The sequence below is a fragment of the Rhodococcus sp. MH15 genome (genome assembly GCF_019266045.1).
GTDB classification, from domain to species: Bacteria; Actinomycetota; Actinomycetes; order Mycobacteriales; family Mycobacteriaceae; genus Rhodococcus_F; species Rhodococcus_F qingshengii.
The window spans coordinates 724,876-748,582 of the sequence record NZ_LPNP01000061.1; the positions used below are offsets into that span (position 1 = coordinate 724,876).

General features: G+C 62.8%; 21 protein-coding genes. 13 read left to right on the forward strand and 8 right to left on the reverse strand.

Annotated elements, in window-relative coordinates; all coding sequences use genetic code 11:
• Positions 1-16: 16 nt before the first annotated feature.
• The 6 genes from ATN37_RS11315 (at position 17) to ATN37_RS11340 (ending at position 7,023) form a co-directional block, all read left to right on the forward strand.
• Positions 17-1,231, forward strand: coding sequence for an amidohydrolase (locus tag ATN37_RS11315; protein WP_218695141.1), 1,215 nt, complete (start codon positions 17-19; stop codon positions 1,229-1,231).
• Complete coding sequence (locus ATN37_RS11320) at positions 1,228-2,586, forward strand: L-serine ammonia-lyase (RefSeq protein WP_218695143.1); 1,359 nt, start codon at positions 1,228-1,230, stop codon at positions 2,584-2,586. The genes ATN37_RS11315 and ATN37_RS11320 overlap by 4 nt, the downstream gene beginning before the upstream one ends.
• A 126-nt stretch (positions 2,587-2,712) precedes the next feature.
• Positions 2,713-3,618 carry a hypothetical protein gene (locus tag ATN37_RS11325; RefSeq protein WP_218960095.1) on the forward strand — a complete coding sequence of 302 codons (906 nt, stop codon included), beginning with the start codon at positions 2,713-2,715 and terminating at the stop codon, positions 3,616-3,618.
• A 126-nt stretch (positions 3,619-3,744) separates the two neighbouring features.
• A complete protein-coding gene (locus tag ATN37_RS11330; protein WP_050656488.1) occupies positions 3,745-4,893 on the forward strand; it encodes a serine hydrolase in 1,149 nt (382 codons plus the stop codon).
• 306 nt (positions 4,894-5,199) lie between these two features.
• Positions 5,200-5,886 carry a TetR/AcrR family transcriptional regulator C-terminal domain-containing protein gene (locus ATN37_RS11335; RefSeq protein ID WP_064073720.1) on the forward strand — a complete coding sequence of 229 codons (687 nt, stop codon included), beginning with the start codon at positions 5,200-5,202 and terminating at the stop codon, positions 5,884-5,886.
• A 9-nt stretch (positions 5,887-5,895) separates the two neighbouring features.
• Positions 5,896-7,023, forward strand: coding sequence for an NAD(P)/FAD-dependent oxidoreductase (locus ATN37_RS11340; protein WP_058226314.1), 1,128 nt, complete (start codon positions 5,896-5,898; stop codon positions 7,021-7,023).
• 15 nt (positions 7,024-7,038) lie between these two features.
• On the opposite strand, the gene ATN37_RS11345 is transcribed toward ATN37_RS11340, so the two are convergent.
• Complete coding sequence (locus ATN37_RS11345) at positions 7,039-7,890, reverse strand: SDR family oxidoreductase (protein WP_218695145.1); 852 nt, start codon at positions 7,888-7,890, stop codon at positions 7,039-7,041.
• 102 nt (positions 7,891-7,992) lie between these two features.
• On the reverse strand, positions 7,993-8,736 hold the full coding sequence (locus ATN37_RS11350) for a GntR family transcriptional regulator (RefSeq protein ID WP_007734901.1): 744 nt from the start codon (positions 8,734-8,736) through the stop codon (positions 7,993-7,995).
• Between the two features lie 96 nt (positions 8,737-8,832).
• Here ATN37_RS11350 and ATN37_RS11355 point away from each other — a divergent pair, with 96 nt between their 5' ends.
• From ATN37_RS11355 to ATN37_RS11380, 6 genes are read left to right on the forward strand one after another with little or no spacing between them, the layout of a single operon-like run.
• Positions 8,833-9,960, forward strand: coding sequence for a TIGR03364 family FAD-dependent oxidoreductase (locus ATN37_RS11355; protein ID WP_218695147.1), 1,128 nt, complete (start codon positions 8,833-8,835; stop codon positions 9,958-9,960).
• 25 nt (positions 9,961-9,985) lie between these two features.
• A complete protein-coding gene (locus tag ATN37_RS11360; protein WP_064073699.1) occupies positions 9,986-10,663 on the forward strand; it encodes a phosphonatase-like hydrolase in 678 nt (225 codons plus the stop codon).
• Positions 10,664-10,688: 25 nt separating this feature from the next.
• On the forward strand, positions 10,689-11,738 hold the full coding sequence (locus tag ATN37_RS11365) for a 2-aminoethylphosphonate ABC transporter substrate-binding protein (protein WP_003942754.1): 1,050 nt from the start codon (positions 10,689-10,691) through the stop codon (positions 11,736-11,738).
• A 2-nt stretch (positions 11,739-11,740) separates the two neighbouring features.
• Complete coding sequence (locus ATN37_RS11370) at positions 11,741-12,916, forward strand: ABC transporter ATP-binding protein (RefSeq protein WP_218695149.1); 1,176 nt, start codon at positions 11,741-11,743, stop codon at positions 12,914-12,916.
• Positions 12,913-13,815, forward strand: coding sequence for a 2-aminoethylphosphonate ABC transporter permease subunit (locus ATN37_RS11375; protein ID WP_054781691.1), 903 nt, complete (start codon positions 12,913-12,915; stop codon positions 13,813-13,815). The genes ATN37_RS11370 and ATN37_RS11375 overlap by 4 nt, the downstream gene beginning before the upstream one ends.
• A complete protein-coding gene (locus ATN37_RS11380) occupies positions 13,790-14,575 on the forward strand; it encodes an ABC transporter permease (RefSeq protein ID WP_003942733.1) in 786 nt (261 codons plus the stop codon). Before ATN37_RS11375 ends, ATN37_RS11380 begins: the two co-directional genes overlap by 26 nt.
• 57 nt (positions 14,576-14,632) lie before the next feature.
• On the opposite strand, the gene ATN37_RS11385 is transcribed toward ATN37_RS11380, so the two are convergent.
• Positions 14,633-16,255 carry an AMP-binding protein gene (locus ATN37_RS11385; RefSeq protein ID WP_003942743.1) on the reverse strand — a complete coding sequence of 541 codons (1,623 nt, stop codon included), beginning with the start codon at positions 16,253-16,255 and terminating at the stop codon, positions 14,633-14,635.
• A 178-nt stretch (positions 16,256-16,433) separates the two neighbouring features.
• On the opposite strand from ATN37_RS11385, the gene ATN37_RS11390 reads away from it, so the two are divergent.
• On the forward strand, positions 16,434-17,243 hold the full coding sequence (locus tag ATN37_RS11390) for a LuxR C-terminal-related transcriptional regulator (RefSeq protein WP_042450799.1): 810 nt from the start codon (positions 16,434-16,436) through the stop codon (positions 17,241-17,243).
• A 4-nt stretch (positions 17,244-17,247) separates the two neighbouring features.
• Here ATN37_RS11390 and ATN37_RS11395 read toward each other — a convergent pair whose 3' ends face one another.
• From ATN37_RS11395 to dxr, 5 genes are all read right to left on the reverse strand, one after another.
• Positions 17,248-19,062 carry a penicillin-binding transpeptidase domain-containing protein gene (locus ATN37_RS11395; protein ID WP_073512293.1) on the reverse strand — a complete coding sequence of 605 codons (1,815 nt, stop codon included), beginning with the start codon at positions 19,060-19,062 and terminating at the stop codon, positions 17,248-17,250.
• A 69-nt stretch (positions 19,063-19,131) separates the two neighbouring features.
• Complete coding sequence (locus ATN37_RS11400) at positions 19,132-19,968, reverse strand: GNAT family N-acetyltransferase (protein WP_003942692.1); 837 nt, start codon at positions 19,966-19,968, stop codon at positions 19,132-19,134.
• 111 nt (positions 19,969-20,079) lie between these two features.
• A complete protein-coding gene (gene ispG / locus ATN37_RS11405; RefSeq protein ID WP_007734888.1) occupies positions 20,080-21,237 on the reverse strand; it encodes a flavodoxin-dependent (E)-4-hydroxy-3-methylbut-2-enyl-diphosphate synthase in 1,158 nt (385 codons plus the stop codon).
• A gap of 87 nt (positions 21,238-21,324) precedes the next feature.
• Complete coding sequence (locus ATN37_RS11410) at positions 21,325-22,536, reverse strand: RIP metalloprotease (RefSeq protein ID WP_030535658.1); 1,212 nt, start codon at positions 22,534-22,536, stop codon at positions 21,325-21,327.
• Between the two features lie 7 nt (positions 22,537-22,543).
• The gene (gene dxr / locus ATN37_RS11415) at positions 22,544-23,701 is read right to left on the reverse strand and encodes a 1-deoxy-D-xylulose-5-phosphate reductoisomerase (RefSeq protein WP_030535659.1); all 1,158 of its coding nucleotides are present in this window, start codon (positions 23,699-23,701) and stop codon (positions 22,544-22,546) included.
• Between the last annotated feature and the right edge of the window lie 6 nt (positions 23,702-23,707).

The following is a 23,707-nucleotide window of genomic DNA, read 5'->3' on the forward strand; positions in this document are numbered from 1 at the left end:
AAAGGAACCAATACCCATGTCCATCGCTGACACCCGCACCCGCACAGACTCGGTTTCGAGCACGATCGAGAAGTGGGCATCACGCCTCATCGACGTCAGCCACACCATCCATGCTCACCCAGAGTTGGCATTCGAAGAGCATCATGCGTCGGCCCTCTTGGCGGACGCCGCGCAGGAAGCCGGCTTCACGGTTACTCGCGCCGCCTACGGCCTCAGGACGGCATTCGAAGCGGTGCGGGGCTCCGGCCCCTTCCGCGTCGTCGTCTGCGCCGAGTACGACGCCCTTCCCGACATCGGTCATGCGTGTGGACACAATGTCATCGCCGCTGCCGGACTGGGAGCAGCGATCGCGCTCGGAGAGGTCGCGGAGGAACACGGTCTGACCGTCGTCCTTCTCGGTACGCCGGCCGAAGAACATGGCGGCGGGAAAGTCTTGCTGCTCGAACGTGGCGCATGGGAGGGGGCGGCGATGTCGATCATGGTCCACGGCGCTGCAGGTGAAGACGTCAGCTGCACCGTCACCGGAACGCAGGCAGTCGACCGGTTCGACGTGACCTACACCGGAAGAGCCGCACACGCGGCCGCTGCGCCACACAAGGGCATCAACGCAGGCGACGCCGCCACGATCGCCTTGGTCGCCATCGGACTTCTCCGTCAACAACTTCCGTCCGACGTCAGGCTCAACGCCTATGTCGAGCACGGCGGCGAAGCAACAAACATCATTCCGGCCTCGACGTTGGTGCGAGCGGAAGTTCGGGCCGCAGAACTCGACGTGCTGTTGGACGCCAAGCGTCGTATGCTCTCCTGCTTCGAGGGCGCAGCTGTGGCCAGCGACTGCTCCTGGTCGACCGAACGCGCCGAACCGCGCTACGAGGAGCTTGTTCAACATCGCGTGCTGGCGACGATCTGGGACGAGGAGATCGCGAGCCTGGGCCGCACCGCGGCCGCCCGAACTCCCCTGACCGGCGGCTCGACAGACATGGGCAACGTGTCGAAGGTGGTTCCCTCGATCCACCCGATGATCGCGTTACGCGGCGTTACCGGAGTTCCTCACACGATCGAGTTTGCCGCTGATGCCCGCTCCGCAGCGGGCGACGAAGCTGTTCTGCACGGAGCAATTGCAATGGCACGCACTGTGATCCGAGCCGCCACCGGGGACTCGCGCTCCAACCTCCTGACGATTGCGGCCCAGCGCGAGTCAGGAGCGACTACCGTCACGAGCGCCGAATGAGCACCACCGGCGTCTATGTTTCCGCGCTCGAATTCTTCTCCATCGGCATCGGGCCCTCCAGTTCACACACGGTCGGTCCGATGCGAGCCGCCCGCACTTTTGTCGGCGAGCTCTCCGACGCCGGCTTGACCGCGTCGGTCGACCGAATTCGCTGCAATCTGCACGGCTCTCTCGCCGCCACCGGAATAGGGCACTGCACTCCCGACGCGGTGATCGCGGGACTTCGTGGGTTGGATCCTGAAACGTGCGAGCCGAACGACATTCACGGGCGTTGGGCCGAGCTCTCGGACGGCGGATCGGTGAAGCTCGTCGGCGGCTCACTCGGGCACGTTGTGTTCACTCACGAGGACATGGTGTTCGAGCCGCTCGTTCGCCGTCACGGGCACCCCAACTCGATGACACTGACCGCCTTCAGCGGTCGCGAAATCGTCTGTACGAGTAAATATCTGTCGATCGGTGGCGGATTCGTACTGCGTGCCGGAACGGAGAAGCAAGCAAGCGCGCATTCGATCAACTCACGCTATCGAACCGCGAAAGAGCTACTGGCGGAATGCGGCTCCGGAACTATCGCCGAACTGGCACTGTCGGACGAAATCGCGATACACGGCCAGGATCGGGCATTCACCGGCATCGACGCGATCTGGTCCGCGATGCGCGCATGCATCGAACGCGGCACCCAGACCGAAGGTGTATTGCCCGGGCGTCTCGGAGTTCGCCGACGAGCACGGTCTGCGAACATTCAACTGGAACAACGTAACTGCGCACCCTCCTCACGCGAGTGGCTGACCGTCTACGCCCTGGCGGTCAACGAAGAAAATGCAGCAGGTGGCCGCGTGGTAACGGCTCCGACGAACGGTGCCGCAGGCATCGTGCCGGCAGTGCTATACCACCACATACGTGCGGCGGGCGCCGGTGTTCACGACGTTCGAACCTTTCTCCTCACCGCTGCCGCAATCGGATCGATCATCAAGGCGAATGCCTCGATCTCGGGCGCGGAGGCGGGGTGCCAAGGCGAGGTCGGAGCTGCCTGCGCGATGGCGGCAGCCGGCTTGTGCGCTGTCATGGGCGGATCGCCACGACAAATCGAGAATGCAGCTGAGATTGCCATGGAACACCATCTGGGGCTGACCTGCGATCCGGTTGGTGGCCTGGTCCAAATCCCATGCATCGAACGAAATGCCGTAGCCGCCTCGACTGCAGTCACCGCAGCTCAGCTCGCATACCTCGGTGACGGGACGCATGTGGTGAGCCTCGATATCGTCATCGAAACCATGCGCCAAACCGGAAACGACATGTCCGTGCGTTACAAGGAAACCAGTGAAGGCGGGCTCGCCGTCAATGTCGTCGAGTGCTGAGGAGGATGTCGACGGCAGCGGCGAGGGCGGGCGGACGCCGTCGCCGGAAATATCATCCTCTCGAACGATGAAGTCCGGCGTACCGATTTCTACACTCGGTGACATGACTTTGTGGACGGTGACCAGATGATCGCTCATCACGCTGGAGGAATCCCACTTCACAATTCTTCACGGCACAACACTGCGGGGCCGTCGCGCTCGACGCAGTCCTCAGGTCGCAAGATCGCCGCGTTGATCGCGCTGGTCGCCGGTTTCTCCGCTGCCTTCGTTCTCGCCCCGGGCATGCTGACGAGTAGGCCGGGTGATGGGTACGCAGACCAAGGAGAACTCGTCGAGACGGTCCGCGCCGCGTTCGTCGAATACTGGAGTTCCGGTGTCCAAGCCTTCTCGCCGAGCTTGGAGTCCGCTGTCGACTACTGGCTGCGGTACCACGTGGCCAAGGCCGTGATCGCGGTAATCCTGCTGACGGTTCTGCTCGCACTCGGCCGGATGCTCAAGGCGTCGTTCGTGAACGCCGGCCCTCTGACGGCTGGAAAGAAACTCGCATTCGCCTCGGCGGGAGGGCTGGTCACGCTCCTCGCGATGTTTTCCTCGGTACTCGTGATGGCAAATATCCAAGGTGTCGTTGCACCCTTCTCTTCGCTGATCTCGATGTTGCCCGTGGCCCAGGCGGATGGGGCACTTGGCGACACTGTCGGGCAGGTCCGCCAACAGCTCGCTCAGTCGACGGGCACCGGAAACCAGCAAAGCCCTGTCCTCGAACTGATGATCAGCGACTTCGCGCGGTATCACTTGGCCATGGCGGTGATCGCGCTGATCGCGGCAGCAATATCACTGACCGTGACTGTGGTCGTGTGGGCACGCTTCGCGAGAACGGCGCGATCCGAGCGACGGACGAGATTCGTGTCGGGGTCGATCGGTCTTCTCACTGCACTGTTCACGCTGGGATTGATCGTTGTCGGCGTAGCAAATATGGGCACCGCGGCAGACCCGGCACCCGCGCTGGCGGCGTTCTTCGACGGCGGAATCTGACCCAAGCCAAGGGTTCAGGCCAGGGTTCCGTAGTCCCCCGGTACCGGTTGAGGAGGTACCTGGGGACTGCGTCTGCCGTACCCGGGGTCGATGTGTGAGTGCCCTCGGACGGGCAGAGTTCGACTCATGAAAACCGGAGCAAGACGCATCCTGCTTGTCGGCCTGTGCAGCGCCATGGTTGTCGGAGCTGTAATCAGCTGCAGCACGGACAAATCCACAGACACATCCGACAAGATCATGGACTCGACCATCACCGACCAGCTCGATTCGATCGTCGACGCAGCGGTGAATTCGACCGGGATTCCCGGTGCGATGGTGGGCATTTGGGGGCCCGACGGCAACTACGTCAAGGTTGCAGGAGTCTCGGATACGGCAACCAAAGCGCCGATGGAAACCGACTTCTACCACCGGATCGGCAGCGTCACCAAAACATTTACCGTGACCGCCCTGCTGCAATTGGTCGACGAGGGAAAGATCGGTCTCGATGATCCGATCTCCAAGTACGTCGACGGCGTCATGGAAGGTGATGCGATCAGCTTGCGTCACCTGGCAGGAATGCGCAGCGGCCTCGTGGACTACACGACGTCCGAACAGTTTGTGATGGAATATCTTTCGGATCCCCGCCGAACTTTCACACCGGAGGAACTCGTCGGATACATCAAGGACCTCCCACTCCAACTTCGACCAGGGACCACCGTCGACTACTCGAACACCAACACTGTTCTGCTGGGCATGGTGATCGAAAAGGTCTCCGGCTCAACACTGTCGGACGTCATCGACACCAAGATCACGACACCACTCGGAATGGAGCACACCAGCTTTCCCACCACCAACGCGTTCCCGACACCACACGCTCAGGGGTACACCAACCAAACGCTCGACGAATCCGTGACCGCGGCGACGGACTGGAATCCGTCGTGGGGCGGCGCCGCGGGTGCAATGATCTCGTCGTTGGACGACATGCGCATCTGGGTTCCGGCGCTGGCCAAAGGCGATCTCCTGACCGACGCCACTCAGAAGCAGCGCCTGCAAACCGTGAGCTTGAGCGAAGGGGACGACAGCTCCGGCTACGGACTCGGTTTGTTCAACAGCGGCGGCTGGATCGGTCACAACGGAAGCCTGCCCGGCTACAAGACAGTCTCGGTCTACTTGCCCGAGAAGGACACAACCCTGGTCGTCTTCATCAACACCGACATCGACGGAGAGACCGACCTGACCAGTGCTTTGATGGTGCCGATCACCAAGTTGATCAGCCCGGGCAACGTCTACGGCTGATCACCTCGGGTCCGATCCACAATTCGGACGAAAGTGACATCTCGGGTTTCGATCTGTCGATAGGCTCGACCGTCGACAGATCGAAACCCGAAAGAGGCACTCATGGGATCGTTGAACGACTGGCTTCTCGACAGCGACAGCCCGCTCGTGGGGATTGTGGGTGGCATCCTACTGACGATCGCAATGCTCTCCGGCGGTTCAGGCATGTAACCCACCGCTCCCGATATGGCTCCGCACAGCGGTGGACGTTCAGTGCGTGATCCAACGAACATGTTCGTTACGAACATGTTCGTGTACGGTGAAATCATGCCCACTCAGCCAACAAGTCCGTCGAGCCGTCGCAATCGTCCGGCCAAACCCGCTCTGACACGCGAGGGCATCGTCAGTACCGCGGTGGAAATCTTGCGGTCGGAGGGCTTGCAGAAATTGACGATGCGTCGACTCGCCCTCGAACTCGACACCGGGCCGGCATCGATGTACGTGTACGTGCGCAACACAGTCGAACTGCATGCCGCGGTTCTCGACGAACTCCTCGGAGTCGTGGACCTCGCCGAAAATTCCTCCGGCACTTGGCAAGCTCGCCTTGAACGGGTGTTGACCTCGTACACGGCCGTGCTGTTCGATCATCCCGGCCTCGCCCAGTCGGCTCTCGTTTCCCGGCCCAGCGGAGTTCACTACGTGCGCCTGCTCGAGCGCCTGCTGGCATTGCTCGACGAAGGCGAAGTCCCTCCAGGTCAGGCCGCGTGGGGCGTGGACTTGCTACTGCAGTACGCGACGTCCACTGCCGCCGAACACTCTGCGCCGAACAATTCCGCCGACGCGGATGCCCAATGGAGCGCGCTGACCGACGCAATCCAGAACGCAAACCCGCAGACGCACCCACTCGTCGCAGGCCATGCAACAGCTCTACTTGCCGGTGAACCCACCGCGCGCCTCTCCTGGGGATTCCGCACGCTCATCACGGGCATCGAGAACACCCCACTCACTTCTTAGGAACCCACCATGAACCACTACCCCATCGCAATCATCGGCGCCGGCCTCGGCGGCCTCACCCTCGCCCGAGTCCTCCATCTCCGCGGAATCGATTCGGCGGTATTCGATCTCGAATCCGGACCGACAGCCAGAACTCAAGGCGGGATGCTCGACATCCACGAAGACTCGGGTCAGATCGCGCTTCGTGCCGCCGGCCTCTATGAGGAGTTCCGCGCCCTCGTTCATCAAGGCGGGGAAGAGACACGCGTCCTCGATCGAAATGCCGTCGTGCACCTGAGCGAGCAGGACACCGGAGACGGCGACCGCCCGGAAATCGACCGCGGCCAGCTCCGTGACCTACTGCTCAGCTCAATTCCGAAGGAAACAATCCACTGGGGAGCCAAGGTCCGCAGTGCTCATCCGTTGCCGGATGGTCGACACGAAGTTCACCTCGCGGATGGAACCCACTTCACCACCGATCTCCTGGTCGGCGCCGACGGTGCGTGGTCGAAAATCCGTCCACTGGTTTCAAACGACACTCCTGCGTACACCGGAATATCTTTCGTGGAGTTCGACCTTCACGACGCCGACAACCAGCACGTGGATGCCGCTGAAACCGTCGGCGGCGGAATGATGTTCGCACTCAGTGCCGACAAGGGCTTCCTTGCCCACCGTGAGACCGACAACAGTCTGCACATCTATGCCGCCCTGCGAGTTCCCGAGAGCTGGGCAGCGAGTGTCGACTTCTCCGACGATCACATCGCGAAGAAGGTTCTGCTGGAACACTTCTCGGACTGGGACGAGTCACTGCGTTCACTGATCGTCGAAGCCGACAGCTCGCTGACCCCTCGCCCCATCCATGCCCTTCCCATCGGCCACAGTTGGAGCCGTACTCCCGGGGTCACTCTGCTCGGGGACGCGGCACACGTTATGTCGCCGTTTGCCGGAGAGGGTGCGAACCTGGCAATGCTCGACGGCGCGGAACTCGGCCAGGCGATCGCGTCGCACAGCAGCACGGAGGAAGGGCTAGCTGTCTACGAAGAGCGCCTATTCCCACGCAGCGCCGCGGCGGCACAACAGTCCGCTGATGGACTGGACATGTGCTTCGGCGAGAACGCACCCCAGGGGCTCGTGGACATGTTCACCTCACTCCCGTGACCTGACAAACTCGGATCAGGTCGTCACGTCCACGTGGGCAAGCGACGAGGACAAACCGCGATGGGCTTCAACTTGATCGAGTAGTTGGTGGGCTTTCTGCTCAACCACGGACACTGCATCGGCACCGGCGACCCAACGACGTGGGGGTAGCGGCGAATCGACAAGTGCCACAAGTGCCGCGGCAAGTTTCACCGGATCCCCGCCCTGGGCACCGTTCATACTCTTCCACGCTTCGACGGTCTCGCCGGTCCGAGCGTCGTAATCGTCTATCGACAATTCCGGCCAGACCGACGACGCACCCTCGACAAGCAGTTCGGTCCGGAAGAATCCCGGCTCCACGATCATCGTCCCGATTCCGTACGGTTCGACATCGAATTGCAATGATTCCATCCAACCCTCCAGCGCAAACTTCGACGCCGCGTAGGCTGCGCAAAACTCCTGACCAACCAGGCCCGCAAGCGAGCTGACAGTCACGACACGTCCACTCCGTTGCCTACGCATTACCGGCAACACCGCCCGTGTCACATTGATCGGCCCGAAAAAGTTGGTCTCCATCTGAGCGCGAAGTTGCGCCGGACTGACAACCTCGAAGAACCCGGCGTAGAAGTTTCCGGCGTTGTTCACCAGTACATCGATTCCACCAAATCGTGCAACTGCCGTGTCCACCGCAGCATATGCGGCTTGTTCGTTGGTGATGTCCAAGGCAATCACCAACAGGTCGTCATGCGCACCGATCGCTGCAGACACACGGTCCGCATCACGCCCCGTTGCCACCACCGCGTGCCCGGCGGCAAGAGCCGCCTGAGCAATATCGACTCCCATCCCCCGGCCTGCGCCGGTTACGAACCAGACCTTCTTGTCACCCATGTTCACTGTCCTCCCGTTTGATGGAGTCCAGTACAGAACAGATTCCACGGGCCTGGGAGTGCCTATCGTTCCCGGTAACAGCAGACCCCCTCGACGCCCCTCCTACTCGCGAAGAGTCGTCAAGAAGGCAATACGGTCGCCGCGGTAGAGCGAACGAACGCGCTCGATCGGCACACCGTCCGGGTCGACAGACGTCCGGTGTAATAGAAGCATCGGCATCGAGGTGGTGGACTCGACGAGGGTTGCCTCCCGCGGTGAAGCGAGCACCGTCTCGATCCGTTCGGTTGCGGAGGCAAAGACCACGCCGATGGAACGGATAGCCGCGTACAGCGACGTCGTCGCATCGAAAGCGTCGAGCATCTCACCGAACCTGCTGTCCGGCAGGAACGTTGATTCGAGTCCGATCTTCTCTCCGTCGGCGAAGAGAACACGCTCGAGGTGAACGACGCTGTCACCTGGTTCGATACCCAATTCCGTGGCGAGACCGTCGTCGGCCGACATTCGTTCGAAGGTCACAACCTTACGACTGGGTACTCGCCCAGCACTCAGTGCGCCTTCGGTATACGAACGAATCGAGAGCGGCTGAACCAACTTCGGACTCGCGACGACAGTGCCCCGCCCCCGCCGCTCGATCCGTCCTTCGACAAGCAGATCACGAAGCGCTTGACGGACCGTCTCGCGAGCGACTGTGAACCGCGCCGCCAATTCCCGCTCGGACGGGACTGCGTCGCCCTCCTCGAGCCCACTGAGAATGGTCTCGATCTCGGTGCGCACCCGGTAGTACTTCAACTCCGGTTCGATCACGACGCTCGAGGTCCCCGGCCCGGTGGACGTCTGCTGATTCATGGCGCAAGCGTACAAGAATTCGGTCTATACCAATTGTTAACCTGGAGTTCGTCTCGATTCCCCCTATTGGTCTAGACCAAACGTCACTATCTCTACATGCGAATTTTGATTGTGGGCGGAGGGATCCTCGGAACGGCGCACGCCGACGAGGCAATCCGTCGGGGACACGACGTCATCCATCTCGAACGTGAGCCCGAAGCCCGCGGTGCCACGGTACGGAACTTCGGCCTCGTCTGGGTATCCGGGCGAGCCCCGCACGAACTCGAAGCTGCGCTGCGCTCGCGCGAACTGTGGGCAGACCTTGCCGCCCGTGTCCCCGGCGTCGGATACCGCCCAGCCGGCTCCATCACCCTCATGCGCACCGAGGAGGAGGTCGCGGTCGCGCAGGAAGCGTTCTCTCGGCCGGACGCCGACAACCGAGGGTTCGCGCTCCTGGATCCCGACGCCGTTCGCGTCGTCAACCCCGCGCTCCGGGGCAAGTTTCTCGGCGGACTGCACTGCACGCTGGACGCCGCAGTCGAGTCACGGCAAGCGCTCCCCGCCATCCGTTCTTACCTCGAATCCACCGGCCGTTACACCTTCCACGCCGGAACGGAAGCCCGCGAGATCACGACGACCACCTCCGGCGTACACATCCGCGACGACCACGGTCGCGGCTTCGACGCCGATCTCGTGATCGTCTGCCCCGGAGCAACACTCGGCGGATTGGCTCGCGATCTCGCCGGCGATCTCCCATTGCGCCGTGTGCGCCTGCAGATGATGCAGAGCGCCCCACTCGGCGAAAAGCTCACCACCGCAATCGCTGACGGTGACAGCTTCCGCTACTACCCGGGTTTCGCCGGATCTGCCCTCGATCACCTCCGTACAGTGCAGCCGCAGGAACCGACTGCCGAGGAGCACCGCATGCAACTCCTGTGCGTGCAGCGCTTGCACGGCGGGCTGACCATCGGCGACACCCACGAATACGAGGAACCCTTCGACTTCGATGTCGACGAGGCGCCCTATCGCCATCTGTCCGGAGTCGTGGAAACACTTCTGGGACGCGATCTTCCGCCAATCGTCAAGCGTTGGGCGGGCGTCTACAGCCAGTGCATCGACCCCTCACAACTTGTTCACCGCGCACAAGCTGCCGACAACGTCTGGGTGGTTGCCGGCCCCGGTGGCCGCGGTATGACGCTCGGCCCGGCACTGGCGGAACAAACCGCCGACCAGCTCGGTCTCTGAATCTCTCCGACAAGAAAGACTTCTCATGTCTCCGATCACCCTTGCCGTTCTCGACATGGCCGGCACCACCGTCGCCGACGACGGACTGGTTCTTCGCGCCTTCGCTGCCGCCGCTGAAGCCGGCGGACTGCCCGCCGAAGGCCCGGAAGCCGACGCCGCTCGCCAGTACGTCCTCGACACGATGGGCCAGTCGAAGATCGTCGTGTTCCGGGCGATCTTCGGTGACGAAGACCGCGCCCAGGCCGCGAACGCCGCCTTCGAAACCACGTACGACTCCCTCATCGACCAGGGCCTGGCCGAGCCGATCCCCGGCGCCGAGAAAGCCATCACCACTTTGCGCGAGGCCGGCATCAAAGTTGCCTTGACCACCGGGTTCAGCCGATCGACGCAGGACAAACTCCTCGTCGCGCTCGGCTGGGAAACCCTCGCCGATCTCACCCTCTCCCCCGCCGAGGCCGGTCGCGGTCGACCGCACCCGGACCTGATTCTGGCTGCCCTGCTCAAACTTTCGATCGACGACGTCCACCAGATCGCCGTACTCGGCGACACGTCCAACGACGTGCTCAGCGGCATTCGTTCCGGCGCATCCATCGTCGCCGGAACTCTGACCGGCGCACACGACGAGCAACAGCTTCGCGACGCCGGAGCCACCCACATCGTCCCGTCCGTGACGGAGTTCGCCGAACTCCTCACCCACTCCTGATCTCACCTCCGAAAAAGGAATCGTCATGCGTCTACGCCCGAGCATCGCTGCGGCCGCTCTCGCCGTGTCCGTCCTTTCGTTCACCACTGCCTGCGGTGGCACCGGCACTGCTGCCGGATCAGACACCGAGACCGTCACCGTATACAGCGCCGACGGCCTGTCCGGTTGGTACAAGGGAAGATTCGACGCCTTCACCGCGCAGACCGGTATCGCCGTCAACCTCGTGGAAGCCGGATCCGGCGAGGTCGTCTCCCGCGTCGAAAAGGAGCAGTCCAACCCACAGGCAGACGTGATCATCACGCTGCCCCCGTTCATCCAGAAGGCCGACGCCCAAGGTCTGCTCGAGCCCAGCGGAATCGACACCTCCGCCGTTCCTGCCGACGAGAAGGACGACGCCGGCAAGTACGTACCCGTCGTCGAGAATTACCTCTCGTTCATCGCCAATCCGACTGCATCACCCGCCCCACAATCTTGGGACGATCTGCTCACTGACCAGTTCAAGGGCAAGTTGCAGTACTCCACGCCCGGCCAGGCCGGCGACGGTACCGCGGTGCTCTTGCTGCTCCAGCACCTGATGGGTAAGGAAGGAGCACTCGACTACCTCGGAAAGCTCCAGGCCAACAATGTCGGACCCTCGTCTTCCACCGGAAAGCTCCAGCCCAAGGTCAGTAACGGAGAGCTGCTGGTCGCCAACGGTGACGTCCAGATGAACCTCGCCTCCATCGCCGACGACGGATCGAAGTTCGACATCTTCTTCCCCGCTGGAGCCGACGGCACTCGCACCACCATTGCACTGCCCTACGTGATGGGCCTCGCCAAGAGCGCACCGAGCAGCGAACAAGCCAAGAAGTTGATGGAGTTCCTGCTCTCCGAAGAATCCCAGAAGACCGTCGCCACCGATGCACTCGGCGTATCGGTCCGCGAGGACGTCCGAAGCGCTGCCGGTGAATCCACCGACAAGAACACGCCTTCCGGAGTTCTGCAGGGCGTCAACGTGTGGACCCCGAACTGGAACGACGTCCTCAGCTCGCTCGACGCCGACATCGCCGCTTACCAGAAAGCCACCGGGAGCTGATCATGGCAAGAACCAGACTGGGGCGGACGCTCCCCGAGACCGTCGGTGTTCACGGAGCGATCGAACATTCTGCTCCGGCCATCACCTTCGATCGCGTCAACGTCGCCTACGGCCGCGGGAAGACCGCAACCCATGCACTCGTCGATTTCAATCTGCGAGTGGCACCCGGTGAAACTGTGGCACTGCTGGGGCCCAGTGGATCCGGCAAGTCGACCGCCCTGAAGGCCCTCGCGGGATTTGTCCGCCCCATGTCCGGTTCCGTCAAGCTCGGCACCCGAGACATCACCAATCTGCCTCCCGCACAACGCGGTATCGGCGTCGTCGTCCAGTCGTACGCTCTCTTCCCGCACATGCGTGTATCCGAAAACGTAGCCTTCGGACTCCGAGCCCATCGCGTGCCGCGGTCGGAGATCGGCCCTCGCGTGGCCGAAGCCCTGGACATGGTCGGGATGTCGGCGTACGGAAAGCGGCTTCCCCGTGAACTTTCCGGCGGTCAACAGCAGCGAATCGCCATTGCCCGAGCGTTGGCAATTCGCCCTGGAGTACTCCTCCTCGACGAACCACTGGCCGCCCTGGATGCTCAACTTCGCGAGAGCATGCTCGGCGAACTGGCGAGACTGCGCGCAGCACTACCTGACACAGCCATGCTCTATGTGACGCACGATCAGAGTGAAGCCCTGGCGCTGGCAGACCGAATCGCAGTGATGCGCAACGCCAGACTCGCGGACATCGACACCGCTGAGGCCTTGTGGAAACGTCCGCCGTCCAGCTTCACCGCGGCGTTCCTCGGGGGTGCCAACCTGTTGCCCTGCACCGTCACACGCGTCATCGGCACCTCCGCACTGGTCTCGATCGGTGGCACGCCGTTCACTGCTCACGCCCCGCAGCCCGAGATCGGGCACATCGAATGGGAGTCCGACATGGACGCCTACCTGTGTGTTCGTCCACACGCGGTAGGCGTAACCGGCGTCGGCGCACGAGGATCATTCCCGGCGCGCATCGTCTCGAGCGTCTGGCGCGGTTCCACGACGCGTCTGACGCTGGCTGTCCGTGGCCTCGACGACGTCCGCGTCGACGCGGATGTTCCAGGGCACGACGAACGACCGGTCGACACCGAAGTGGGCGTCGTCTTGCCCACGGACGGCAGTGTCCTGGTTCCGGCGGATCGCCACCCATGACGACAACCCTGGAACGCCCCGAAACCGCTGCGCCCCAGCACAAAGACCCGATCGCGTGGCGCCGGATCGGCTGGGCGCTGCCACCACTGCTTCTTGTCCTCGTGTTTGCTGTCTATCCCACCGCGCGTGTCCTCACGGAATCTCTGAGCACCGCAGATGGCACCGGGTTGTCCACGTGGTCTTCGGTGCTCGGTTCGGAACTGTTCAGAACCGCGCTCTGGCGGACCATCCAAATCGCCGTGGCGTCGACCCTGGGTTGCCTGATCCTGGGAACCTTCCTCGCCTTGGTGCTGGCCTTCGTTCCGTTCGCCGGATCCAAGGTGGTGGGGCGATTGATCGACACGGTGCTCGCCCTGCCGTCTTTCCTGATCACGCTGGCGTTCACGTTCCTGTACGGGACAGCCGGCGCCGTCAACGCCTTGATCGTCCGCATCACCGGCGATGCGAGCGGCCCACTGAATTTCCTCAACACTCCGTTCGGTGTGATCGCGGCCGAAATCACTTTCTTCACACCCTTTGTCGTGCGTCCGCTATTGGCAGCGTTCACCCAGATTCCGCGTGAACAACTCGACGTGGCAGCCAGTCTCGGCGCGTCACCCGTCCGAGTTCTGCGGCAGGTGGTGATGCCGGAAGCGTGGCCGGCCCTCCTGGCCGGTGGATCGCTCGTACTTCTGATGACACTGAATGAATTCGGCATCGTGCTCTTCACCGGGGCTAAAGACGTCGTAACTCTTCCGGTCCTCATCTACACCCGCGGCATTGTCACCTTCGACTTGCCCGGCGCGGCAGTGATCGCGACGGTCCAGGTCGCACTCTCACTCGGCCTGTACTGCCTCTACCGATTCACCTTCAACAGATTGATGGGAGGCAGCCGTGCTGCTGTGGACACGAAGCTCTAGGGCCCTCGTACTCGGATTCTTCACCCTGGTCGTCGCGGTGGTTTTCGTCGCGCCCATCGCCACCGTCGTCGCGGCTGCCTTGGCCGGATCGTGGACCGGTCCACTGCCGTCGAATCTCGGCGGCAAGAACTTCTCCACGGCGCTGTCCGACGAGAACTTCGCCAGCCTGATCGTCAGTTTGCAGACTGCATTCATCGCGGGGGCATTGGCATTGATCGTCGGAACGTGGGCCGCGCTGGCCTCGCGTGAGGCACCGATGTGGCTGCGGCGCATCACCGATGCCGTATTCCATTTACCGATTGCGGTTCCGTCGGTCGCGATCGGCTTGGGTCTGCTCATCACTTTCAACGAGCGCCCGCTACTGCTCGGAGGCACCAAGTGGATCGTGATTCTCGCTCACACGGTTTTGGTGCTTGCCTTTGCCTTCAGTTCCGTATCGGCCGCGCTCGAACGGCTCGATCCCGCCTACCGTCAAGCTGCCGAATCACTCGGCGCCGGCCCGGTGCGGGTGCTGACACGGGTAACGCTACCGCTGCTGCTCCCAGCGTTGGGTGCGGCCGCCGGGCTTTCCATCGCACTGTCGATGGGTGAGCTGGGCGCAACGGTCATGGTCTACCCGGCGACATGGAAGACCTTGCCGGTCAGCATCTTCGGACTCACCGACCGTGGCCAGGTATTTCTTGCCGCAGCAAATACGACACTGCTGCTTGCAGTCACCCTGGTCGCCCTCATGGTGGTCGGCAGAATTCGTCGGCGCTGACCTTGCTGTGCGCCTTTATTAACCGCCGGGGGTTAAATAAAGGCGCACAGCAGGGGTTTATCCCTTCCTCAAGATGTACCGCTGAACCTTGCCACTCGGGGTCTTGGGCAGGTTCGGAACAAAGTGCACCGTGCGCGGGTACGCGTGCGCGGCGAACTTCTTCTTCACCAACGTCTGCAGTTCCTTCTCGAGTTCGTCGTCGCCGTCGACGCCTTCGCGAAGAACGACGAACGCCTCGAGAACCTCACCACGCAACTCGTCGGGCATGCCCACCACGGCGGCCTCGATGACGTGCTCGTGCATGACCAGCACGCTCTCGACGTCGAAGGGACCGATGCGGTAGCCCGCCATGATGATGACGTCGTCGTCGCGCGAGGAGAAGAAGAAGAATCCGTCCTCGTCCGTCATTCCCGCATCACCGGTGATGTACCAGCGGCCGTCTTCGCTGAATCGCTGCTTCGTCTTCTCCGGCGCATCGACGTACCCGGTGAACCACATCAACGGGCTGTTGTGAGTATCGATCGCCACGCGGCCCTGAGTGCGGGCCGGTGCAATGTCATCCGAATTGTCTTCCAGCACAGCGGCAGACCAACCCGGCAACGGACGACCCATGGATCCGGGACGGACATCGTCGCGAAGTCCGTCGGCCCAGGCGTTGACGATGAACATGCCGTGCTCGGTCTGGCCGTAGTGATCACGGACCTCGACGCCCAACGAGTTCTTCGACCACGCAACAACATCCGGAGTCAAGGGCTCACCGGCCGAGGAAGCGCGGCGCAGCGAGATGCCTTCCGGAACGGGAGCCTTGTCGGCACGCAGACTGCGGTAGACGGTCGGAGCGGCGGCAAAATTGGTGACACCGAACTTCTCGATGATCTGCCACGTCAGCGGCGCGGAGAATCCGGCGTGCAGCAGAAGGCTTCGCGTGCCGGCGGCAAGCGGGCCGAGCAACGCGTAGTACAGCCCGTACGCCCAGCCCGGGTCTGCGGCGTTCCAGAACACGTCGTCCTCTCGGACGTCGAGGCCGAACTCCTGGTAGGCGTGGAACGAGGCGAGCGCGCGCACCGGAACCGGCACGCCCTTGGGTGTTCCCGTGGTGCCACTGGTGAACAACTGCACCATCGGTGCGTTGCCGCCGACTGCCTGAGCAGCGCCCTTCGGGTCTTCGGCATCCTGAGCTGCGACAAGTGCGTCGAAGTCCAACTCGTCACCGGCCGCGCCGCCCGCGACGATGACCTGCCACGCTGCGTCGGCGGGGATGTCCTCTCCCGGCGCGAGCTTCTCGAGCTGATTGGCGTCGGAAATGACCACCTTCGCGCCGCTGGCCGTCAAGCGGAAAGCGATGGCCGGCGAAGCGAACGCCGTGAACAAGGGCACGTGGACCGCTCCGCGGCGCCAGATTCCGAGGAGCGCGACCACCAGGTCCGCAGACTTACCCATCAAGGTCGCGACGTTGTCACCCGGCTCGACTCCGAGGTCGGCCAGAGCTGCCGCGAAACGCGCCGACTGCTCACGTAGATGACCGTAAGTGAGGTCCACCGAGCTAAGGTCTGCCTCGACGACGGTGAATGCAACGCCATCCGCGGGATGCCGATCGCAGAGCAATTCTGCGGCGCTGGCATGCGGGGTGTCGTACTGGTCCAGCAGCTCGCGCACCCGTGCGGTGGGATCGGTGCTCATCAACTTGCTCCTTATCGATCGTCGTATGGTTGGCCCGACCGGTTACGTTGGTGGCTCGTCATACGTACTGTTCACCCCCTATGATCTAGCTCACAAGAGAACTTCACTACCCCCAGAAAGGGGTACCTGCGTGAACCGACATGCTTCGTCACTTCTGCGCCCCCGCGACGGGGACGCAATGCGAGGTGAACTCCGCACAATCGCAGCTCAGGGCGTTGTTCCCGTGCTGTTCGGAGGCGAGGTCCAGGACGGAACCCTGCACCTGAGCGAATTCGTCGGCACCCGCACCAACAACCTCAAGGGCTTGGCCATCCCGCCGCGCTCGGGCATGGGCGGACGCGTCGTAGCCCAGGGTTCACCGATCACCGTCAACGATTACGGCAATTCGCAGTCCATCACTCATCACTTCGACCGTCCTGTTCTCAGCGAGGGCCTGCATTCGATCATCGCCGTTCCGGTCATGGTTTCGGGAAAATCGCGCGCTGTGCTCTACGCCGCGATCCGCGATTCCGCTCCGTTGGGTGACCGAACAGCAGACGTCATGGTCGGCGCATCCCGGCGTCTCGGGATGGAGTTCGCCATCCGCGACGAAGTCGATCGTCGTCTGCAACTACTGCAGGCCGCCGCCGCGACTACCGCCGACGGTATGTCTTCGGAAGAGATCCGCGGAGTCCACGCCGAACTACGTAGTGTCGCCCAGACCGTCACCGACACCGACTTGCAGACCAAACTCCGCGGACTCTCCCAGCGTTTGGCCAACCTGCTCCGTCCCACCGCCGACGCCGAATCCGACGTCACGCTCACCCCGCGTGAAGTGGACGTTCTCTCTCAGGTCGCACTCGGCTGCACCAACATCGAAGCCGGCCAACGGCTTTCCCTTCGCCCGGAAACAGTCAAGAGCTATCTGCGAAGCGCGATGGGAAAGCTGGACGCGAGCTCACGCCACGAAGCCGTGGTGACCGCCCGGCGGTTGGGACTGCTCCCCTGACGGGTCAGTAGCCTTCAGGCAGGGCGGTGAGCATGTCACGGGTGACTGCGACGGCGTTGTCCGAACTTCCGCCCCGCACAACCAGAGTCGCGAAGGCCAGGTTCCCGCGATAGCCGACGAACCACGCGTGCGATCCCCCTTCGACCTCGGCTTCACCGGTCTTGCCGTACACCTCACCCTGATCTTCGACGCGTTCTGCAGTACCGCTGGTGACCACGAGTCGCATCATTCCGCGCAGACCGTCGACCACGGCGGGCGAGATCGCCGGGCGCTCACCGTCGATGGTGGTTTCGCGCCCTGAAATCAGTTGCGGCACCGGAGTCGAACCGTTCGCGACCGTCGCCGCTGCCATCGCCATTCCGAACGGACTGACCACGACCTTTCCCTGACCGAACCCGTCTTCGGTCCGCTGCACCAGGTCCGACGCCGGCGGCACCGAACCGGAATCGATCGGCAATCCCACCACGTTGTAGTCCTGGCCGATGCCGAACTGCGCTGCGGCAGTGGTCAACGTGTCTGGTTGCATCTCGCTGGCCAGCTTGGCGAAGGACGTGTTGCACGAACGCGCGAAGGCCGTTGCCATCGGCACCGTGCCGAGTGAGAACTCGTTGTAGTTGGGGACGCTGCGCTCACCGATCTCGATCCGGCCAGGACATGGCACCATCGTGTCGGGGGTCGCCTGACCGGTCGAAATTGCCGCGCCTGCCGTGATGATCTTGAACGTCGAACCGGGCGGGTACTGACCCATCGTCGCGACCGGTCCGTCGCGGTCTGCTGCCTTGTTCTGTGCGACAGCCAGGATCGCCCCACTCGACGGTTCGATGACCACCATCATCGCCTGATCCTTGTTCACGTTCACGGCACGCTGAGCAGCGATCTGAATGTTGCGGTCCAAACTGATACTGAACGACGGAACAGGTTGCGGCGCAGTCTCGGTCAGCACATCGGTGTCGACGCCGTTCTGGTTGACCGTGACGACACTCCAGCCGGCTTTGCCGTCGACCTCGTCGATGATCGTCTTCTTGATCTGCCCGAGAAGGTCAGGCGCGAACTCCGGGTCGGTCGACACGAGATCCGATTCGTCCGAGACAGATACTCCCGAGATGGCTCCCAGTTGCGCCGATACCTGGTCGTAGTCGTCACTGCGCAGGCGGGTCACCAGATAGTCGCCCTTGACGGCCGTCGAGGATTCGGCGATCGATTGACCCGTCAGCGAAGAATCGAACCGACCGAGAACACTTGCGAGATTGTTTGCGGAACCAATGATGTCGTTGCTCTTGGAGCGATCGAACTTCACTCGGTAGACAATTCCCGGCACCAGGACATCCGTGCCCGAATGCTCGTTGACCCGCGCTCGCGGCGCCGCGGTTGCCCGCAACGACATCGTCTGCTTGTCACCGAGGCGCGGGTGAACGTCCGTCGAACTCCACCGGACGGACCAGTCGCCGTCCTTGCGTCCCATCTGCAGCTCGCCGTCGTACGTCCACACGCGGTCTTTCGGAAGGTGCCACTCGTAGGTGTAGCCGACCGTCGCAGTGTCACCGTTCATCTTCACCGACGTGGTCTCGGCAGTCATCGACTCGGCCTGGAGCGCATCCCAGGTGTCACTCAATACAGGACCCGCGGAATCAGGCCGGTCCGTCAGTTTTGCTGCCTCGTCGATATCCCTGTCACCGAACGCACTCAGGAACTGCTGCGCGACGGGCTCGGGGCCGGCGGGTTTCGGAGTACACGAACTGATCCCCACCGCCAAGAAAATCACGGTGCAGGAGGCCAACAGTTGGGCCGAGCGACTACGAGAGAAATGCCGAGTGTTCATCGAGCCCCATAGTAGGGCGACAAATGCTCCACCCAGCGTAGGCGCGACCATTGCACGCAGCTTGTACGGTCAGTCGAGCAGCACCGTCGAGAAGGTCGCGACCTGTCGGAACCCCACCCGCGAATAGGTCGACCGCGCAATCGTATTGAAGCTGTTGACGTACAGGCTCGCAATGCGACCGGTCGCCATGATCGACTCCGCTACAGCCGCTGTACCGGTCACGCCGAAGCCCTGCCCACGAAATTCCGGGTTGACCCACACACCCTGGATCTGGCCACAGCGAGCAGACATCGAACCGACCTCCGCCTTGAAAACGACCTGGCCGTCCTCGATGTGCGCCCACGCTCGACCAGCGGCGATCAGGCTAGCGACACGGTGCCGGTATCCGCGCCCACCGTCGTTGGCACGCGGGTCGACTCCGACCTCTTCGATGAACATCGCGATCGCGGCAGGCAGATAGATCTCGAGTTCGTCCGAGCGAACCTGCCGGACCAGTGGATCCGACGGGCACGCCAGCGGCTCGGAAACCGCGAGCAACGGCTGTTCGGGGCGAACCTCCCGCGCAGTTCCCCAGTCGAGCTCGAGCATCTCCCACAGCGGCAACGCCAATTCGGCGCGGCCGACCACCGACGAGCACATGCGCGGAATCCGACAGGCACGGTCGGCGAATGCCCGAATGTCATCCGGATCGCCTCGAAGCGGAACCAGGTTCGCCCCGGCAAAGCACAGTGAGGACAACGGCCCGCCTCGACTCCACAGCTCGCCGTGAATCATTCGTGGGTCGACGCCGCATTCTTCGACGCGCGCGGCAATCATGCAGGCCGCCACCGGATCGGCGTCGAGTACCCGTCGGACGTCTTCGAGATCTCGACTTCCGACCTGCTTGGCTCCGAGGAGTTTGAGCATCCGTCAACCCCCTCGACTCGACTGCGCGTCCACGAATATCACTACCCGATCATGATGCACTCAGATTGCCACGAACCTGACACCGACGGGGAAGATTCATCCGGCAATCACTCAACTCACGGTGACGACCGGCGCACCCTCCGAGGCGTCACCCTCCATGCTTTCGGCAATTTTCATCGCCTCTTCGATCAACGTCTCGACGATCTGCGCCTCGGGCACCGTCTTGATGACCTTGCCCTTGACGAAGATCTGGCCCTTGCCGTTGCCGGACGCCACACCGAGGTCGGCCTCACGCGCTTCGCCCGGTCCGTTCACGACGCAACCCATGACTGCCACGCGCAGCGGGATCTCCATGCCTTCGAGGCCGGCGGAGACCTCGTCGGCAAGTGTGTAGACATCGACCTGTGCACGGCCACACGAGGGGCATGAGACGATCTCGAGCTTGCGGGGACGCAGGTTCAGAGACTGCAGAATCTGGTTACCGACCTTGATTTCCTCGGCCGGCGGGGCCGAGAGCGAAACCCGGATCGTGTCGCCGATACCCTCCGCGAGCAGCGCACCGAAGGCGACCGCGGACTTGATCGTGCCCTGAAACGCCGGCCCTGCCTCCGTGACGCCGAGGTGCAACGGGTAATCGCATTTGGCGGCGAGTTGGCGGTAAGCCTCGACCATGATCACCGGATCGTTGTGCTTGACGGAGATCTTGATGTCACCGAAGCCGTGCTCTTCGAACAACCCGGCCTCCCACAGCGCGGACTCGACCAACGCTTCGGGCGTCGCCTTGCCGTACTTCTCCATCAACCGAGGATCGAGCGATCCCGCGTTGACACCGATACGGATCGGAATGCCTGCGTCACCGGCAGCCTTGGCCACCTCTTTGACACGGCCGTCGAATTCCTTGATGTTGCCCGGATTGACGCGCACCGCAGCGCATCCCGCATCGATTGCCGCGAAGATGTAGCGCGGCTGGAAGTGGATGTCGGCGATAACCGGGATCTGGCTCTTCTTCGCAATGATCGACAACGCGTCCGCGTCTTCCTGACGCGGGCAGGCGACACGAACGATGTCGCAACCGGACGCGGTCAGTTCCGCGATCTGCTGCAGCGTTGCATTGACGTCGTGCGTCTTCGTGGTGCACATGGACTGCACCGAGATGGGGAAATCGCTGCCCACACCTACCGTGCCGACCTGCAGCTGCCGTGTCTTGCGTCGAGGAGCAAGAATCGCTGCGGGTGCCGAGGGCATTCCCAGTCCGATAGGGATGGTCACGTCTGTGCCTTCTTTCATAGCTTCACTGCAAGTTTAGCCGGGCGATCGTCGCACTACCGCGCGGCAACCGTCACCCTTCTCACACGGTCAGAAGATCTTGATCGGATTGACGATGTCAGCCGTGAGTGTCAGCAACATGAACGCGCCACCGATCACGATGAATACGTAAGTAATCGGAAGGAGTCGCGTGTAGTCGACCGGGCCGCCGGGAATCAAGCCTCGGCGGGCGCGGAACCAATCACGGATCTTCTCGTAGAAGACCACCGCGATGTGACCGCCGTCGAGCGGCAACAGCGGCAGGATGTTGAAAACACCGAGGAAGAAGTTGATCGATGCGAGCAGTCCGACGAACATCGGCCACTCGGCTCGATCTGCGGCCTCGCCACCGATCACGCTGGCACCGACCACGCTGATCGGTGTGTCCTGGGCGCGTTCGCCGCCCGTGATCGACTCCCACAGAGCCCCCACCTTCGACGGAATGTCAGCCAACGCCTTCACCGAGTCGACCATGATCTGGCCGGTGTAGTCGAAGGCTGCCGGAACAGCCGTGAGAGCGTTGTACTCGACCAGCGCCGAGCCCGGTCCACCGATTCCGACAGCGGATACTTCCTGCTTCACGGGAACGCCACTGGCCGAGTTCACATATCGCTGGACTCGTTCGGGCACGACCGTGATCGACAAGGCCTCTCCGTCGCGATCAACCGACAACACGATCGGACCATCCACACCTCGAATAGCTGCTGCCACCTCAGGGAAGGTGCTCGTCGACTTTCCGTCGACTGCGGTGATCCGATCTCCCGATTGCAGGCCCGCATCTCCCGCGGGGCCCCCACCCGAGCACTCTGTCAGCTCGAAGTTGCCGTCCTGGCCCAGCTGATCGGGGGCCACACACGTGACCTCTTGGACCACTGGCTGAGCGGGCTCAGTTCGGCCCCAGCCGAGAAGCAATGCGTAGATCAGGAGGAACCCGAGAATGAAGTTCATCGCGATACCGCCGGACATGACGACGACGCGCTTCCACGCCGCCTTCTTGTACATCGCGTGCGGCTCTTCTTCAGGCGTCATCTCGTCGAGGGCCGTCATGCCCGCGATGTCGCAGAATCCGCCCAGCGGCAGCGCCTTGAGGCCGTACTCGGTCTCACCTCGACGGAACGAGAAGATCTTCGGTCCGAAGCCGATGTAGTAGCGGCGAACCTTCATTCCCAAAGCCTTGGCCGTCCACATGTGACCGGCTTCGTGCAAGGCGATGGACACGCCGATGCCGAGGGCAAACAGCACTACGCCCAGTGCAAAAACCATGAAAGCTCTAGCCCTCCTGCTTCACGAGCTGACGCGCTCGTGTGCGTGCCCAGCCGTCTGCGGCCAGAACGTCGTCCACGGTAACCGGTTCTGCGGACCATTGACCTGCATCGTCGAGAACAGCGGCCACCGTGCGGACGATCGCCGGGAAGGAAAGGACACCGTCGAGGAATGCCTGAGCCGCCACTTCGTTGGCCGCGTTGTAGATCGCGGTGAAGCAACCGCCGGATTTGCCCGCGCTTCGCGCCAGATCGACGGCGGGGAACACCGACGAATCGAGCGGCTCGAATTCCCAGGTGGAGGCGGTGGTGAAGTCGCATGCCGACGCAGCACCTTCGATGCGGTCCGGCCAGCCTAGAGCGAGAGCGATCGGGAGCTTCATGTCCGGCGGGCTTGCCTGCGCCAGCGTCGACCCGTCGAAGAAGGTGACCATGGAATGCACGATCGACTGCGGGTGCACGGTGACGTCGATGCGGTCGTAGTCGATCCCGAACAGCAGGTTCGTCTCGATCAGCTCGAGGCCCTTGTTGACCAGAGTTGCCGAATTGAGGGTGTTCATGGGCCCCATCGACCAGGTGGGGTGCGCTTTTGCCTGAGCTGGATTCACACTTTCGAGATCCTCGGCGCTCCAGCCACGGAACGGCCCACCCGAAGCGGTGAGAACCAACCGGGCCACCTCGTCGCCTGTTCCACCACGTAGGCACTGGGCAAGCGCCGAATGCTCCGAGTCGACCGGCACGATCTGACCGGGGGCGGCGGCTTTCGTCACCAGCGCTCCGCCGGCGACAAGCGATTCCTTGTTCGCCAGCGCCAGGCGCGCTCCCGAGTTCAAAGCCGCCAGTGTCGGTTCGAGTCCCAACGAACCGACGAGCGCATTGAGGACAACATCGGCACCGCTGTCCCGAACCAGTTCTGTCACGGCGCTCGGTCCCGAACGGGCGGTTACCGATTCCAGCGCCGATGCCGCTGCAGGATCGGCGACGGCGACGTCCGTGACGCCGGTTGCACGAATCTGTTCGGCCAACAACTCGACGTTGTTGCCGCCCGCTGCAAGACCGACTACTTCGAAACGGTCGGGGTTGGCAGCGATGACCTCCAGCGCTTGGGTACCGATCGAACCGGTACTGCCGAGGAGGAGGACGCGGGTACGTGTGGTTTCCTGCACTCGCCC